Raw genomic sequence first — 15046 nt, 5'->3', positions numbered from 1 at the left:
TTTATCAACTAAATATTGCGCTAATTCAAAACGCTCATTCCTTAAAACTTCTGATAGTAGTGAATACTCCTCATCATGGATATTTTTATTCTGAACATATTGAACTTCTCTAATTAAAGGTTAATTGATATCTAATCCCTCAATACTATCAATTAAAATTTGATCTGAAATTTCAGTATTATGTATAGCATACGGAACTTCATCAGGTAGTATTTTTGCTCCTTTATTAAGTAAGTGCTGCAATAGCTTCGAACGCTTAGAAAGTGCAACTTGATTAAGTAATGAGAGCTCTCCATAAAATGTCTGACCTTTGTCATCACTACTTTCTCTAAGAGCCTGTCTTGAAAAGATATAAGAAATAATTTATATTGTCAAAAAAAATAAAGTAGGAATATGTATCCCAGTGATATAGTGGAAGAAGAAAGGATACATTTAGCTCCATTTGTTGGTCCTTGCAAGATAGGACGGTCACGTAAACATAATATAAGAGATATAATTAATGGCATTCGTTACGTAATGAGGAGTGGTTGTCAGTGGCGATTATTACCTAAAGATTTTCCCCCATGGCAAACAGTATATGACTATTATTTACGTTGGCGTAAGAATGGTAGATGGCAAGAAATACATGATAGATTAGTCCAAAAAGTAAGGGAGAAAGAAAGTAAGAAATCCACTCCTACTGTAGGGATTATAGATAGTCAGTCTGTTAAGACTACCCAAAAAGGGGAGCTAGAGGATATGATGCAGGCAAGAAGATTAAGGGTAGGAAACGCCATATAGTTACAGATACACTTGGTTTAGTATTATCATGTGAAGTACATTCAGCAGGTATACAAGACAGAGATGGTGCTAAAAATGTAATAATCAAGGCAAAAGCAAAATATCCTAGTATTATCAAATTTTTTGCAGATAGTGGTTATGCTGGAGCATCACAAATTTGGTGTTTTTTAACTGTAAGAGCATTACTGACAATTTCTCGTAAAATTGTTGATCAAGTGGGGTTTAAAGTGATTCCCAAGCGTTGGATAGTTGAACGTACTTTTGGCTGGCTCAATAATTTTCGTCGTATGAGTAAAGACTATGAGCATAACTATAAAACTTCTGAACATATTATTTATATCAATATGATTACACTTATGCTTAAAAAATTGACTAAACCTTAATTTCAAGACAGGCTCTAATCAAAGGTTTATTTATATCTGCAATATTTTCAAAGCTTTTAATAAACAATTCATCCGGAATATTGTAGTTCCATAAAAAATAACCTAGTTCTTTCCTAAATATTGATTCATTATCTATGCTTAACAATTCAATAATTTCTTCATTTAATTCTGATTTATCATTAATATCTAAGAAATCCGGAATTATCGTTGCTTTTAAAGTAGGGTATTGAGATATTTCAGTTTCCGTAAGCAGAAATTTAATAACTTTATTATTACGAATTATTGAATTTAATAATAATGAAGTGATTAAAATTTCTGCATATTCCTTACCATCAATATTATTTTCTAATTCATTTATTTTAGTTAGGTTAATATCATTAATAGCCATCCAAAGATGTTTAGTATTTTCTTCCTTAGCTATTTCTTTATTTACTATAAATTCAACTACTTTCTGTTCTTGGTCTTTAGATAAATCTATTTCTTCTTCAGAATCTTTTTCAGTATTGCTAAATCCTAATTCTGCTATTGCTTCTTTAAATAATTCTTCTATTTTACTTTCAGTAAAAAAATTACTGTACTTAATTTTCATAAAATTCTATTCTAAATATTCAATTAAAAAATTAATTTTAATATATATAAACTTAAGAAATTTGCAATATAATATTGTAATTCTAAGTATAATTTTCTATATTTAATTCAATTTTAGATATTTAAAATTATGTAATTAGAATATAGGGTTAATATTTAAGAAAATGAGTATGAGGAAGTTAACAAATTATTACTTTTATCTATTATGTCTAGCTGAAGTATTAGCAGAATTAGAGAAGAAGTTGAATATATCTCATATTCAAAGTAAAGAGATAATATCAGCTTCAATAAATAAATTATAGCTGTAGACTTTGACCAAACAATAAAAATAGGATGTTAAAAAGAAAGAAACAGAACGATTTTTGCTTGTTTCTTATAGATAAAGCTCATATTAAATATCGTTGCCAATTTTTTAATAAGTATATTTTGTAATAAAAAAATATACTTATATTAATGTATACTTCTTTCAATTTATTTTACAGGATCAGAATGTTTCAATAATAAATTTCTTTTAATATAAAGTGCATCACCCCATCCACATGTTGCAGAAACAGTATCAATTCTTAAAAACCCTTGATCAGCAAGAAATTTATCTAAATCCCATATATTTGTTCCATTTGTATACAACTCAGCATAATTAACTTCCGCTATTATACAATCAATCGTTTTTAAAGTGTCTACTGCTCCCTGCAAAGCTGATAATTCAGCTCCTTGAACATCTATTAAAATAGCATTATATTTTTTTACATCATATTGCGATTCTTGAAAATATGTATCTAATCGCTTTTGAGTTACCTCTATAGTTTCCTTAAACAAAACATCTGGATGAATAACTTTATGTAAATTTAACTCAAGTAAGGAGCTAGACTGCCCATTATCAGTTCTATAAAATTTAGCAATTCCATTTTTATTTGCAACGGCAAAGTTTTCTGCTATGCATGTAGTACCATTGGGTTTAACATTTTCTAATAATTTTTTATATGTATCTGGATCAGCCTCAATCCATAATACATTTTCTATATTTAGTGCCTATAAAAGTCTTTTTCACCACCATCAAATGCTCCAATATGAATTATACCATGTAAGTTAATACCAAACATATATTGAGCTGTTTTAAAAAGATTATTAGGATTGTTAGCATAAACACTACTACTTAGTATTATACTTAATAATACTATATATAATTTTTTCATAATTTAGATTTAATAATTTATTATTTTAGCAAAAATAACAATGTAACTTATCAAGTAAAGAAATAATTCTAAAAAAATTATATTATATCATACAAACAGTTTTTATGATTAATTATAATATGATATAATTTATTAAATCTTGCCAGAAGAAGCAGAAAAGTTACTAAAACAAAAATATAGTCTATAACTTTGAACTACCGTCATATTTATCATGCAGGCAATTTTGCCGATATAGTCAAGCATCTAGTTTTAATTACGATTTTAGAACAGCTGAAAAATAAAGAAAAACCTTTTGCCGTTTTAGATGCTTTTGCAGGGCTTGGGCTTTATGATTTAACTTCAGAAGCCGCTTCCAAAACTTTAGAACATAACAACGGAATCGGTAAATTATTACAAGCCCTAGATCATACTCCTAAATCATTAAAAATATTTCTGTCTGTAATAAATTCCATAGGTCAGAATTTTTATCCAGGTTCCCCCTTTATTATTCAACAATTATTACGACTTCAAGATCGTTTAATTGCTTGTGAACTTCATCCGGCTGATTATTTAGAATTAAAAAAGTTATTACCGAACAATACCCATCATATAGATGCTTATAATGCTATAAAAGCTTTCCTACCATTTAAAGAAAATAGAGGGTTAATATTTCTTGATCCACCATTTGAAGTAAAAAATGAGTTCCAAAAATTAATTACTGCACTAAAAAAAATCAGAGTTTCAGCTTTAAATAATTCTACTTTGATTTGGTATCCTATAAAGGATTTATTACTAGTAAGTGATTTTTACCACAATTATAAAACTATTGGATTTAAAGAAACATTAATTATTGAATATGAACTTTTATCTAGCGATAAGAATATGATAAAATGTGGATTGATGTTGATTAACCCACCTAATATTAGACAAGAACTAGAAGAGTTAACAAAATATCTAAGCTATGCTTTAAATCTGAAATTTACTTATATTGACTTTTAATGTTTACCCGAAGAAATATTTTTTTACTGTTTGCTCTTTTTTTTCTTCAAAGCTGTAGTACCCTTGAACTTTCTAGGGATAAAACACTACTTTCTACTACCTCTTCTAAATTAGAAAAAAATATAATATAAATCATGCAGAATTAGTAGTTTTATATAATCTTACAAATAAAAACAATAAATGTTTATATGCTAAAAATTTAGGTGTCGTAATTAATGATCCTAAACAAAATAAAATTTTCTTACAGAAATTCCATAACAAAAATCCTAATGAACTTGATAATACTGCTGGTTTAAAAATATCTGCTATAAAAGAATTGGTTACGAAATTAAATTCAAAATATAAATTCCTTTCTAACGCAGAAACTAGTTATTTTGCTAAAAAAACTACTCATAGAAATAATATTTCTGAGTTAGCAAAACTTGATAGAATAATTTCTAAAATACCTCTTATGCTGCCGGAATATGAACCTAAAATCACTAGCCATTATGGCACTAGAATAAGCCCGCATAAAAAGAAACGGAAGAAAAAATGCTTTCATAATGGCATTGATTTACAAGCAAAAAAAGAAGCACCGATATATGCATCAGCAAGCGGAATAGTAATTAAAACCGCTAGAGTACGTGATTACGGAAATTTTGTTGAGATCAAACACTCCCATAAATTTGTTACTAAATATGCTCATTTAAAAGAAATACATGTTAAAAAGGGAACAAAAGTTACACGTGGTCAATTTATAGGCACTCAAGGAAAAACCGGTAACGCTACAGGGAAACATTTACATTTTGAGATTATATTAGATAATAAACCAATAAATCCATTTGATTTTATATTTAACTGCCGTAAATCCTAATTTAAAATATCTTATCTTTTTTTTATTTTTATCTCATAACAAAATTCTATTGACTTTTGATCGAAAAAATCCTAAACCTTTACATCTAAGGATTTATAATCAGTGAAAATACTATGAAAAAATATATATCAATAATCATTATATTGTTAATGAGCAATAATATATTTGCCACAGAACAAATATCTAATCTTGTTACACCTGTCAGTTATTTCATAAATCATCTATCACAACTAGAAAAGATTAAAAATAACTTAAAAAAATACAAACAATCTAGTTTAGTAGGTGTCAGCGGTATGGGGAAAACTCAGATTGCTAGAATGTATGCTTATGAAAATAAAGCAGATTATGATCTTATCTGGTTTATAGATTGTAATTTAGATATTGACGGGCAATTAGCAAAACTTGCTAAAGCTATTAATACTCAAGCAAATTCTACTGTTGTTTCAGACAATATTAATATAGTAAGAAAGGAATTAATGACTTATCTAACTAGTAAAGATAAATGGTTATTGGTATTTGACAATTTAAAAATAGGTCAAAATAAAAAAGTAGCAGATTTTATTAATTGGGAAAATAACGGCAATATTCTTTTTTGTTCTCAAGATAGTGAATCATTGCTGAATATAGTACAAATTAGTGCTTTTGCTGAAAATGAATCTAAAATGCTTGTAAAAAATATCCTAGAGAATAATAATCCGGAATCGATAGAATTTTTGGCACAAGAATTTAAGGGGTATCCGATTCTTATGGTTCAAGGATCACAAATATTGAATCAAGTACAGGGTTTAAGTTTAAATGAATATAAGAAACAAATACAAGGAGCTAATGATAAAATTGAGCTAAATTGCAATAGTTAAGATTTGATCTTACATTTAGTAAAATAAATTAATTATTAAATGGAGATAAGAAATGAACTTAAATCAAAAAATAATAAAGCCAAAATTAGGATTACTAGAACTCGCTAAGAGTCTTGGTAGCATATCATCAGCATGTAAAGCGATGGGCTATAGCAGAGATAGTTATTACAGATTTAAAGAACTGTATGAAACTGGTGGTGAAGAAGCATTGTATGAAATTAGTCGAAGAAAGCCAATAATAGCCAATAGAGTTGATCCAGTGATAGAGAAGGCAGTAATGGATATGGCAATAGAATATCCAGCATATGGTCAGCTAAGAGTATCAAATGAGCTTAAGAAGAGCGGTATACTTGTATCACCTGGAGGAGTGAGATCAATTTGGTTACGTAATGATTTAAACAATATCAATAAAAGGCTTAAAGCATTAGAAGCAAGGATGGCTCAGGATGGTATTGTACTTACTGAATCTCAGTTACAAGTACTAGAGAAACGACGTAGCGAAAAAGAAGCCCATGGCGAGATTGAGACACAGCATCCAGGTTATCTAGGATGCCAAGATACATATTATGTAGGAAATTTTAAGGGTATAGGTAAGGTTTATTCTCAGGTATTTATTGATAGCTATAGCAGAGTAGCTGATGCTAAACTATATACTGATAAAACAGCTTTAACTGCTGCTGATATGCTTAATGACCGCGTGTTACCATGGTATGAAACTCAAGGCATACAATACTTCGTATTCTGACAGATCGCGGGTCAGAATATAAGGGAAATATAGAGCATCATGCTTTTGAATTATTTCTAAGTATCGAAGGTATAGAACATACTATTACTAAAGCATATTCTCCTCAAACAAATGGTATGTGTGAACGTTTTAATAAAACTATGACACAAGAATTCTTTGATACAGCTATGCGGAAAAGGATCTACACTGATCTTGATGATTTACAATTAGATCTTGATATTTGGTTAGAGCATTTCAATAATGAGCGACCACATTCAGGAAAATATTGTTATGGTAAAACGCCTATGCAAACTTTTAAGGATAGTAAGAAATTAGCTATTGAAAAGAACAATGAAATCTTATATCTTGAATACTCATCTGACAGTCATAATTTATCAGATATTCAGATATAATTTTTATAGTGTCTGTAAGATCAAATCTTGACTTCTACAGCTAAATATTAGACTTGCTATTAGTGAGTTAAGCCCTTCTGCCCAAAAATTACTAAATGAAATAGCTTTAATTAATAATCAAAGTTTTTCAAAAGAATTTCTAAGTTCTATCACCTCGGATAAAGATCATTTAGATGATGATATTTATAATATTTCCAAATTTGCTTTAATCACTAATATTGAGCCAAATGAAAATAATCCAACATTTGAAATGCATGATGTTATAGTTGAAAAAATATTACAGATTAATGAAAATGATAATAAAGAAAATCTCAATCAACTTATCATCAATCTTTTAAATACTATCCCTAAAAGTTTAATAAAAGGAAATGTTTTTAGAAAAAATAAAACTGTGTTGGACAATATTGAAATAATTACCCAAAATGCAGAAAATTATAATATCTCAATATATAAAATTTTAGAGTTAAAACTAAATCTGTTAATACAATATGTTACTGCATGCGATATAACCAAAGCAAAAATATTAGTTGACTGGTTTGATAAAAACGAAAAAGAAAATAATTTTAAATTATTGATGATGGATAATGACGAGAAAGGAGCTTATACTACTTATCTAGGACGCATAGGGTGGTATTATTTAAACCGATCAGAAGCTAGAGAAGCAATTGAATATGATGTAAAAGCTAGAAAAATATTTGAAGATGTTAAAGGATATGAAACCTCAAAAAGTAATATAATTTTTGGTTTAGCTATATCTAATATTCAACTAGGGAATCTAAAGGAAGCAGAAGAAAATATCCAAATAATGCAAAATATGTTTAATCAAAAGCTAATAGATAAAACAGATGCTGCAACGTTAAATTATGCAAAAGCTAGATTATTTGATACTCAGGGTAAATATGATGAAGCATTAGAACAAATTGATACTACGATAAATGCTTGTATTAGTAATGGTATGAAGCCTCAAGATTCGTTTCTTACTGGCTTATACTTAATTAAAGTGGGTATATTAAACAGCCTTAAAAAGTATAAAGATGCTCTTCCTCTACTAGAGGAAGTATATAATATGAAAAAACCTAAAGAAAAAGAAGAATATCAAATATTTGGACGTATTTATACCCAAATGTCTATAATAAAGCTAGGACTTGGAAATACTAACGAAGCTTTAGAATATGCTAAAAAAGCTGTGGAAGCTTTCCTCAAAGATCCAAATAGATCCAATAAAGATGTTGCTGCTTCACCTGATATATTTTTAGCCTTGGCATTTGTTGCCGAAGCGGATGCATTAACTAGCCTCAATAAGTATCAGGAAGCAGTTACGACTTATACTACTGCAGAAAATATATATTGGAATAACTACCGAGAAAATATGAAAAATATAGAGAAAATAAGTATTATGTACTTAAACGCAGCTAAAGCAAGCTGTCATATACCTCTCAAATCTTTTTATAAAAATTTCCGTGATCATCATATAGAAAAATTTGGAGAACAGCATCCAAGAAGTATAGCTTAATGCGATAAGGTAGTGACTTTTTCAAGAGCATAGTAAACCGCATCAAAAAAGTGCTCAAAATTATAAACAGTTTTTCTTATTTCGTTCTTGATTTTAAACCAGTAATGCTCAATAGGATTTAAATCAGGAGAGTAAGTTGGTAAAAATAAAATACTGCAACCAACAGATTCAATTAACGTTTTCACTTTTGTACTTTTATGAAAATTAATATTATCCATTACTACTATCTGACCAGGCTTTAACTCTTTGATCAATATCTCTTGTACATAAGTTTCAAAAATGTCTGACTAACGAATATTAGAAATACCCTCAACGAACATTAAAATTACCTATAAAAAAGAAGTAACTATGGACAGTAATATCGAATAAAAATTTCTTTTTAAGATTTATTTATTATTCGAGAATTACTGATGACATGTACAAATAAACAAGTAGGTATTTTAATGCAAAAGATCAAAAAATATAATCAGATAATTTCTGCTGCAAAAGCAGGTATGAGTGTAAAAACAGCACGTAAATATTTAGGTGTTAATAAGTATCCAAGCGAATTACGAACAGTACGTAAATATAGGACACGTAAGGATCCATTTGTTAAGCACTGGGATGAAATAGAATCAATGCTAGGATCAGCACCGGAGTTGCAAGCAACTACCATATTAGCATATTTGACAGAAAAGTATCATGGAAATTATAATGGAAAGCAATTACGCTGTTTGCAGAAAAGGTTGAAACAATGGAGAGCTGAACATGGTAAGGATAAGCCAGTCATCTTTTTACAAAATATTCTTCCTGGCAAACAAAGCCAGTCTGATTGGACCAATATGAATCAATTAGGTATTTGTATTGATGGGAAACCATATTCTCATTTACTATTTCATTTTATATTGCCTTATTCATGTTGGGAAACTTTCAGCATATGCCATAGTGAAAGTTTTGATACATTAGCATCAGGGTTTGAAAAAGCTGTATGGGAGTTAGGTGGAGTTTTACCAGAGCATCGTACAGATAATTTAAGTGCAGCTACCAAGCAATGTGGTAATAGTAGACAATTTACAGAAAAATGGCAAGAATTGCTTGGTTATTACGATGTTGCACCATCGCGAAATAATCCCGGTGTCAGTCATGAAAATGGTTCTGTTGAAAAAAGTCATGATACATTTAAGCAAGCAGTGAATCAACATTTGCTATTACGTGGATCACGTAATTTTGTTGATTTAAAAGCTTATGAATTATTCCTTACACAAATTAAAGAAAAGCGCAATAGCTGTAGAAAAGAAAAATTAGCTGAAGAATTAGTTTATTTAAAAGAGTTACCAATCAGGAAATGGAATGCACCTACAATATTATCAGTACGTGTTAACCCAAGCAGTACAGTTAGTATTTTATCTGTAGCTTATTCTGTGCCTAGTCGCTTAATAGGTTATACTTTAAAAGCTTATATTTATTCTGAAGAAATAGAGCTTTACTATGGTAACAAATGTTTACAAAAAATGTTTAGAATCAGCAATGGCTATGTTATTGATTATAGACATATCATTGATAGTTTAGTACGTAAACCTGGAGCATTTGCCCAATATCAATATTATGAAGCTTTATTTCCACGTGCTATATTTCGTCAGGTATATGACCAGCTGATATCTATATATCCATATAAGGGGCATAAAATATATCTTAAAATATTACAATTAGCAAAAATGTATGGAGAATTGAATGTAGTTGCTGCATTAGAAATGCTAGTAGAAGAGAAGATTGAACCAATAATTGATCATATTACAGATTTACTAAATAGTCAGACTAAAACTGTTTGTTCAGTAAAAATTAATCAACCAGTACTGTCCGAATATGATCAATTACATTGCTTTAAAACAATGGAGGTCGCATGAGTAAAAAGATAATAACTCCGCAACCGCTAAATAATTTACTCAAGAACCTTTGTTTACCTACTTTTGCATCATGCTATAAATCAGTTGCAGAAAGCTTTGAGCAAGAAAAGAAAACATATATAGATTATCTACAAGAGTTAGCCATACGTGAGTTAGAACATAGACATCAGCAACGTATCGCCAGATTGCTAAAGCAAGCAAAACTCTCTCGAGATAAGTTATTAAGCAACTTTGATATTAAGCGTATCCCAGGATTATCGTCAACTAAGATCCAATATCTTGCACAAGGAGAATTTATGGATCGCTATGAAAATATACTTATTTTTGGTAATCCTGGTACTGGCAAAAGTCATCTTAGTATAGGTTTAGCACGTGAGTGGTGTCTTGCCGGTAGGCGTGTATTATATACAACAGCAGCTAATTTGGTTCAACAATTACTAGAAGCAAAGCTTAGTTTAAAACTTAAGCAAATTATTAAAAAATTCGATTATTTTGAAATATTGATAATTGATGATATATCATATGTACCATATAATCGTGAGGAAACTGATGTTTTATTTACCTTATTAGCTGAACGTTATGAGATGCGTAGTGTATTAATTACTAGCAATTTAGTTTTTGCAAAATGGAATTCCATTTTTAAAGACGAAATGACTACATCAGCAGCCATTGACAGATTGGTTCACCATTCTTCAATTCTTGAACTGAATACTGAAAGTTATAGAATCGCTACAGCAAAAGAAAAAAAATTAACTATAAAATTGGAGGATAATAATATAATACACTAGACAATATTTTTTACTCAAAAATAGGTAATTTTAATATTCGTCATAGGGAATTCTAATATTCGTTAGTCAAATGTCCTTATTACATGTCCCATCAAATATTATTGGGGCAATAATATCTTTGGCAGACACCCCAGCAATCATACTAATCCGTGATTTATGTTGATAGACCCTTTCACCATAACATCTTTGACCGATAATGCTCCACCCGTGTTCTCTACAGCTATTATCTTCTATCCCAGATTCATCGATAAATACTAAATCTTGTTTGTCTATAGTTTTTAGTTTCAATATAAACTCATTCCTTAGACCAACATCTCTTTTGGGATGAAGAAAAGTTTTTTTTATAACTATAACCTAATTTATTAAGCAATCTTGATATCGTACTTGCAGATACTTTTTGACTCCAGTTGTTAGCTAGTTCCATGGTGGTTTTATCAAAATTTAATTCTATAAATTTTTTAAATCCCTCTATGTCTCTTATTATTCTACGATGTCCTGTATGATAACCACTTTTTGCTTTGATATCGCCGGTTTGTTTCTTTAATTTTTTCCATTCTATTATAGTCTTCCTACTAATAGAGTATATCTCAGAAGTCTCTTTTATTGTTTTACCATCTGTTAAACTTTTTATTACTCGTATTCTTAAATCGTATGAATATGCCTTTGCCATAAGTTTTTCATTTAGTATAATCTAACTCATACTCTAAGTCACTATCTTATCGCATTAAGCTATATAGAAATATTAAAGCTAAATTGCCATTAATTTATAACGTTAAACTGGCTTTATCCGTGTCTCCTGTCACCACCACCCCATGAACGGCATTGTTGCGTGGCTTCGATGTCATTCCTGCGGAGACATTGTTGCATGGATCAGTTTTTCCTGTGTCATTCCGTGGCGGCATTGTTGCGTGATTCCGATGTCATTCTTAGCTAAAAGCAGGAATCTAGTATAAAGCAAAATAAATCGAGCTTTTAATTTTAAAAATTTGCTGTATTTATGCTTTTTTTCCTGGATTCCTGCTTTTAGCTAAGAATGACATATAGGACATTTTCCGATCCACGCAACAATGCCTCCCGTGGCTTGACCACGGGATCTAGAAAAAAGCGAGATGAATCGAGCTTTTATAGTAAATTAAGTTGAGGTTTGAGTATAGGGATGATATATATAAAGGAAAATGCCAAGATCATATAGTCAAGATTTTAGAAAAAGAGTTATAGGATATGTAGAAAGAGGTAATAGCTGCAATAGCACTGCGATAAGATTTGAAATAGCAGCAAACACAGTAAGGAATTGGTATAAGAGATATAAGTCCGAAGGACATTATTTAGCAAGAAGAATAGGAGGCAAAAAAGGACGGGTAACAAGTCAAGATGTTGAGTTGTACGTGAGTTCTAATCCTAATTTCACATTATTAGAAATGGGTACGTATTTTAATATGAGTTCTGTGGGTGCGTATTATTGGTTAAAGCAACTAGGTTTTAGCTATAAAAAAAAGACTTTTCCTACTTGGAAGCAAGTCAAGAAAAGCGAGATAAGTACCAAGAGGTCATAAAAGATACACCAATAGAACATCTTGTATATATTGATGAAAGTGGTATTGAGATAAATATCTGCAAAGATAGAGGATGGGGCAAAAAAAGCGAAAAACTTATTGGTAAAAAAAGCGGTAAATATTACAACAGAACAAATATCATAGCTGGTTATGTTAATAAAGAGTGTATAGCACCGATGATATTTAATGGAACATGTAATAGACAATTATTTGAAAGTTGGGTTGGAGAATTTTTAATAAAAGAGCTAAAACCTGGACAAGTTGTAGTGATGGATAACGCTGCTTTCCATAAGTCTCAAAGGACCAAAGAACTAATAGAATCAGTAGGTTGTAGGATAATATTCTTACCACCTTACTCCCCTGATCTAAATCCAATAGAGAAATTTTGGGCCAATATGAAGCGATGGATTAAAGCTACAATTACTCAATTTGATCAATTATATAATGCTTTAATTCAATTCTTTAATACGCAAACTTCAACTTAATTTACCATAGTGCTAGAGGTTTAACGTATTTAAGTTTTTTTATTCCTAGATTCCTGCCTACGCGGGAAAGCATTGCCCGCGTGGATTAGTTTTTCCGTCTGAGCTAAGGAAATTACGAAGTAATTGTACGTACGCAATCCAGTATAAAAATGCTAGTTTATAGCATTTTTACTATTTTTTCTGGATTGCCACGCTCCTTACATTCACTCGCAATGACGTCTCTTAATTCACTATATTTTTTTCCATCTATTATGAAACCAAAACCATTGGCTAGGATTTTGCTTAACCCAATCCCCTAAAATCTGGTTGATATTAAGCATGATATTATAGCAATCTGTTTTACTATCGCCTGTTTGCTCCCAGGTTAAATTTGGATGGATTATTAACTTAAAATAACTACCTTTAGTCCTAACAATTTGACATGGCACAATCGGATATCCATACTGTAAAGCTATTTTAGCAATAGCTTTAGCAGTCATGGCAGGATAACCTAAAAACGGCACTTCGATGCCGTCATTCATTTTCTGATCAACAAGCATAGCAATAGATTCACGCTCTTTAATTGCTCTAACTAAAGCTCTGCTACCATCTGGTCCTTTAGGAATAAGTCTTAGCTTAGAACTAGCACGACTCTCATTAATCAGCTTATTAACATAAGGATTATTAGCTTTACGATAAATTACAGCAAATTTAGGATAAATTTTATGAATAATTTTAACAGCAATATCCCAATTAGCAAAATGACCAGTAAAGAACAAAAAAGGTTGTCCTTTTAGCTTTTTAATATTATCCAAACCTATTATCTCAATTCGGCGTTCTAGTTCTAACTCATCCATTTCATTAATATAAGCAAACTCACCTACAAACCTGCCGAAATTATCCCAAGTCTGATCTATAGTTTTTTCTACATCAAATGCATCGCCGAAAACAGCTTTAATATTTCGTCTGGCAATTTTATTAACAGCAAATAATATACCAATTTTGCGAGCTATAAAACTACAAATATCTGCTGCTTTATCTATACCAAATATGCCAATTATCTTCAAAAAAATTACAACAACAGCATACTCAATTAGATATCTAATCTTTTTTAAAAATTTTTTCATAAAGTAAATCAGGATTATTAATAGATAGTTCTACATCTAAGCATATAATAATATCACTTGAATCGCCAATCTTAACGTAATCTTTTCTTGTAGTAACAAGAGTAGCATTATTTGTTTCAGCAAGTAGAGATAAATTTTCTAAATCTGCTTGTAAATAATTATGATGATCTGGAAAGATTTTGTAACCTACTATATTCAAGCCGTAATTTTTTAGAGTAAGAAAAAAACGCTCAGGATTACCTATACCACTAAAAGCAAAATAATTTTTATTTTTGTCTATATCGCTTGAAACTATTATTTGTGCCTGTATTAATTTATTCGCATAAGAAGCTAAACTAGGCAGTATTTCATCAGAATTATTACCCACTAAAAAAATTAAATCAGCAACACTTAAAGCGTTATTAGGATATTCTCGTAATGGACCTGCAGGAATTAAAAATCCATTCCCGAAAAGCCTTTGTCTATCTACAGAAACTATAGTGATATCTTTATGAAAATAAGGATTTTGTAGAAAGTCATCAACTATTATTATGCTTGGCTTAAGTTCACGAATTAGGGGTAAAATTTGCTTAATATTTTTAGTGGCAATAACCGTGCCATACTTTGCAAGTATTATAGACTCATCCCCTACTTCTAGAGTACTATGCTCTGCTTTTACAATAGTTGCTTCTTTAAGGTTACTACCATAAGCTTTAGTAACTATAACAAAATCTATATTTTGGGTCTTCAGTAAATTAGCCAGATACATAACTATCTGCGTTTTACCGGTACCGCCTACGCTGCAATTACCGACACAAATAACTTTAGCAGGTAATATAACGGGACGTGCAAAAACATGCCGCAAAAAACCTAGAAATTGGTACATTAAACTTATAGGAAATAATATATAAGCTATAATATTTCGCTTTTGCCAAAATTTAGGATATAGAAGTTTAATCATACTAAAAAA

16 protein-coding genes and 4 pseudogenes are annotated in these 15046 nt (G+C 30.1%); 12 read left to right on the top strand and 8 right to left on the bottom strand.

The window, feature by feature from the left end; all coding sequences use genetic code 11:
• The first annotated feature begins 393 nt into the window (after window positions 1–393).
• Both ACICQC_RS01320 and ACICQC_RS01315 read left to right on the top strand, forming a co-directional pair.
• Entirely contained in the window at window positions 394–780 is a 387-nt protein-coding gene (locus ACICQC_RS01320) for a transposase (RefSeq protein WP_395476475.1), read from the top strand.
• Window positions 756–1163: a transposase gene (locus tag ACICQC_RS01315; protein ID WP_395477750.1), complete on the top strand. Its 408-nt coding sequence runs from the start codon at window positions 756–758 to the stop codon at window positions 1161–1163. Before ACICQC_RS01320 ends, ACICQC_RS01315 begins: the two co-directional genes overlap by 25 nt.
• On the opposite strand, the gene ACICQC_RS01310 is transcribed toward ACICQC_RS01315, so the two are convergent.
• A complete protein-coding gene (locus ACICQC_RS01310) occupies window positions 1153–1752 on the bottom strand; it encodes a hypothetical protein (RefSeq protein ID WP_395477108.1) in 600 nt (199 codons plus the stop codon). The genes ACICQC_RS01315 and ACICQC_RS01310 overlap by 11 nt on opposite strands.
• Before the next feature lie 208 nt (window positions 1753–1960).
• Here ACICQC_RS01310 and ACICQC_RS01305 point away from each other — a divergent pair.
• Window positions 1961–2113, top strand: a pseudogene (locus tag ACICQC_RS01305) (PIN domain-containing protein); the annotation flags it as partial.
• Between the two features lie 109 nt (window positions 2114–2222).
• Here the strand turns inward: ACICQC_RS01305 and ACICQC_RS01300 are convergent.
• Both ACICQC_RS01300 and ACICQC_RS01295 read right to left on the bottom strand, forming a co-directional pair.
• Window positions 2223–2753 carry an FkbM family methyltransferase gene (locus tag ACICQC_RS01300; RefSeq protein ID WP_395477748.1) on the bottom strand — a complete coding sequence of 177 codons (531 nt, stop codon included), beginning with the start codon at window positions 2751–2753 and terminating at the stop codon, window positions 2223–2225.
• 20 nt (window positions 2754–2773) lie between these two features.
• Window positions 2774–2944 carry a hypothetical protein gene (locus ACICQC_RS01295; RefSeq protein ID WP_395477107.1) on the bottom strand — a complete coding sequence of 57 codons (171 nt, stop codon included), beginning with the start codon at window positions 2942–2944 and terminating at the stop codon, window positions 2774–2776.
• A 189-nt stretch (window positions 2945–3133) separates the two neighbouring features.
• Here ACICQC_RS01295 and rlmJ point away from each other — a divergent pair, with 189 nt between their 5' ends.
• The 5 genes and pseudogenes from rlmJ (at window position 3134) to ACICQC_RS01270 (ending at window position 8282) form a co-directional block, all read left to right on the top strand.
• On the top strand, window positions 3134–3922 hold the full coding sequence (rlmJ, locus tag ACICQC_RS01290; protein ID WP_395477106.1) for a 23S rRNA (adenine(2030)-N(6))-methyltransferase RlmJ: 789 nt from the start codon (window positions 3134–3136) through the stop codon (window positions 3920–3922).
• A pseudogene (locus ACICQC_RS01285) lies at window positions 3922–4775 on the top strand (M23 family metallopeptidase). The gene rlmJ and the pseudogene ACICQC_RS01285 overlap by 1 nt, the downstream one beginning before the upstream one ends.
• A 113-nt stretch (window positions 4776–4888) precedes the next feature.
• Window positions 4889–5632, top strand: a complete 744-nt coding sequence (locus ACICQC_RS01280) for a hypothetical protein (RefSeq protein ID WP_395477105.1) — start codon at window positions 4889–4891, stop codon at window positions 5630–5632.
• Between the two features lie 52 nt (window positions 5633–5684).
• Window positions 5685–6769, top strand: a pseudogene (locus tag ACICQC_RS01275) (IS481 family transposase).
• A 250-nt stretch (window positions 6770–7019) separates the two neighbouring features.
• Window positions 7020–8282 carry a tetratricopeptide repeat protein gene (locus ACICQC_RS01270; RefSeq protein ID WP_395477104.1) on the top strand — a complete coding sequence of 421 codons (1263 nt, stop codon included), beginning with the start codon at window positions 7020–7022 and terminating at the stop codon, window positions 8280–8282.
• On the opposite strand, the pseudogene ACICQC_RS01265 reads toward ACICQC_RS01270, so the two are convergent.
• A pseudogene (locus tag ACICQC_RS01265) lies at window positions 8279–8566 on the bottom strand (transposase); the annotation flags it as partial. The gene ACICQC_RS01270 and the pseudogene ACICQC_RS01265 sit on opposite strands and share 4 nt — an antisense overlap.
• 126 nt (window positions 8567–8692) lie before the next feature.
• On the opposite strand from ACICQC_RS01265, the gene istA reads away from it, so the two are divergent.
• Window positions 8693–10165, top strand: a complete 1473-nt coding sequence (istA, locus tag ACICQC_RS01260) for an IS21 family transposase (protein ID WP_395476339.1) — start codon at window positions 8693–8695, stop codon at window positions 10163–10165.
• On the top strand, window positions 10162–10953 hold the full coding sequence (istB, locus tag ACICQC_RS01255) for an IS21-like element helper ATPase IstB (protein ID WP_395476338.1): 792 nt from the start codon (window positions 10162–10164) through the stop codon (window positions 10951–10953). The genes istA and istB overlap by 4 nt, the downstream gene beginning before the upstream one ends.
• Before the next feature lie 66 nt (window positions 10954–11019).
• Here the strand turns inward: istB and ACICQC_RS01250 are convergent, their stop codons facing one another.
• Both ACICQC_RS01250 and ACICQC_RS01245 read right to left on the bottom strand, forming a co-directional pair.
• The gene (locus ACICQC_RS01250) at window positions 11020–11241 is read right to left on the bottom strand and encodes a transposase (protein ID WP_395477103.1); all 222 of its coding nucleotides are present in this window, start codon (window positions 11239–11241) and stop codon (window positions 11020–11022) included.
• 7 nt (window positions 11242–11248) lie between these two features.
• On the bottom strand, window positions 11249–11623 hold the full coding sequence (locus ACICQC_RS01245; RefSeq protein ID WP_395476636.1) for a transposase: 375 nt from the start codon (window positions 11621–11623) through the stop codon (window positions 11249–11251).
• Window positions 11624–12128: 505 nt separating this feature from the next.
• Between ACICQC_RS01245 and ACICQC_RS01235 the strand changes: the two genes are divergently transcribed.
• Both ACICQC_RS01235 and ACICQC_RS01230 read left to right on the top strand, forming a co-directional pair.
• Window positions 12129–12506 (top strand): IS630 transposase-related protein, encoded by a 378-nt coding sequence (locus tag ACICQC_RS01235; protein WP_395476240.1) that lies wholly within the window; start codon window positions 12129–12131, stop codon window positions 12504–12506.
• On the top strand, window positions 12461–12991 hold the full coding sequence (locus tag ACICQC_RS01230) for an IS630 family transposase (protein ID WP_395476342.1): 531 nt from the start codon (window positions 12461–12463) through the stop codon (window positions 12989–12991). Before ACICQC_RS01235 ends, ACICQC_RS01230 begins: the two co-directional genes overlap by 46 nt.
• Window positions 12992–13221: 230 nt before the next feature.
• On the opposite strand, the gene ACICQC_RS01225 is transcribed toward ACICQC_RS01230, so the two are convergent.
• Entirely contained in the window at window positions 13222–14097 is an 876-nt protein-coding gene (locus ACICQC_RS01225; protein WP_395477102.1) for a lipid A biosynthesis lauroyl acyltransferase, read from the bottom strand.
• Window positions 14072–15037: a tetraacyldisaccharide 4'-kinase gene (gene lpxK / locus ACICQC_RS01220; RefSeq protein WP_395477101.1), complete on the bottom strand. Its 966-nt coding sequence runs from the start codon at window positions 15035–15037 to the stop codon at window positions 14072–14074. The genes ACICQC_RS01225 and lpxK overlap by 26 nt, the downstream gene beginning before the upstream one ends.
• Window positions 15038–15046 lie beyond the last annotated feature (9 nt).

This window comes from Rickettsia endosymbiont of Pantilius tunicatus (genome assembly GCF_964291875.1).
In the GTDB taxonomy this organism is placed as follows: domain Bacteria; phylum Pseudomonadota; class Alphaproteobacteria; order Rickettsiales; family Rickettsiaceae; genus Rickettsia.
The sequence above is the reverse complement of the archived record's forward strand: the minus strand, read 5'-3'. Positions and strand labels throughout refer to the sequence as shown.

Excerpts from the sequence above, each read along its gene's own strand:
- ACICQC_RS01235 (WP_395476240.1), top strand. The coding sequence starts at position 12,129 with ATGCCAAGATCATATAGTCAAGATTTTAGAAAAAGAGTTATAGGATAT.
- lpxK (WP_395477101.1), bottom strand. The coding sequence starts at position 15,037 with ATGATTAAACTTCTATATCCTAAATTTTGGCAAAAGCGAAATATTATA.
- istA (WP_395476339.1), top strand. The coding sequence starts at position 8,693 with ATGACATGTACAAATAAACAAGTAGGTATTTTAATGCAAAAGATCAAA.
- ACICQC_RS01310 (WP_395477108.1), bottom strand. The coding sequence starts at position 1,752 with ATGAAAATTAAGTACAGTAATTTTTTTACTGAAAGTAAAATAGAAGAA.
- ACICQC_RS01280 (WP_395477105.1), top strand. The coding sequence starts at position 4,889 with ATGAAAAAATATATATCAATAATCATTATATTGTTAATGAGCAATAAT.
- ACICQC_RS01225 (WP_395477102.1), bottom strand. The coding sequence starts at position 14,097 with ATGAAAAAATTTTTAAAAAAGATTAGATATCTAATTGAGTATGCTGTT.
- ACICQC_RS01295 (WP_395477107.1), bottom strand. The coding sequence starts at position 2,944 with ATGAAAAAATTATATATAGTATTATTAAGTATAATACTAAGTAGTAGT.
- istB (WP_395476338.1), top strand. The coding sequence starts at position 10,162 with ATGAGTAAAAAGATAATAACTCCGCAACCGCTAAATAATTTACTCAAG.
- ACICQC_RS01320 (WP_395476475.1), top strand. The coding sequence starts at position 394 with ATGTATCCCAGTGATATAGTGGAAGAAGAAAGGATACATTTAGCTCCA.
- ACICQC_RS01270 (WP_395477104.1), top strand. The coding sequence starts at position 7,020 with ATGCATGATGTTATAGTTGAAAAAATATTACAGATTAATGAAAATGAT.
- ACICQC_RS01245 (WP_395476636.1), bottom strand. The coding sequence starts at position 11,623 with ATGGCAAAGGCATATTCATACGATTTAAGAATACGAGTAATAAAAAGT.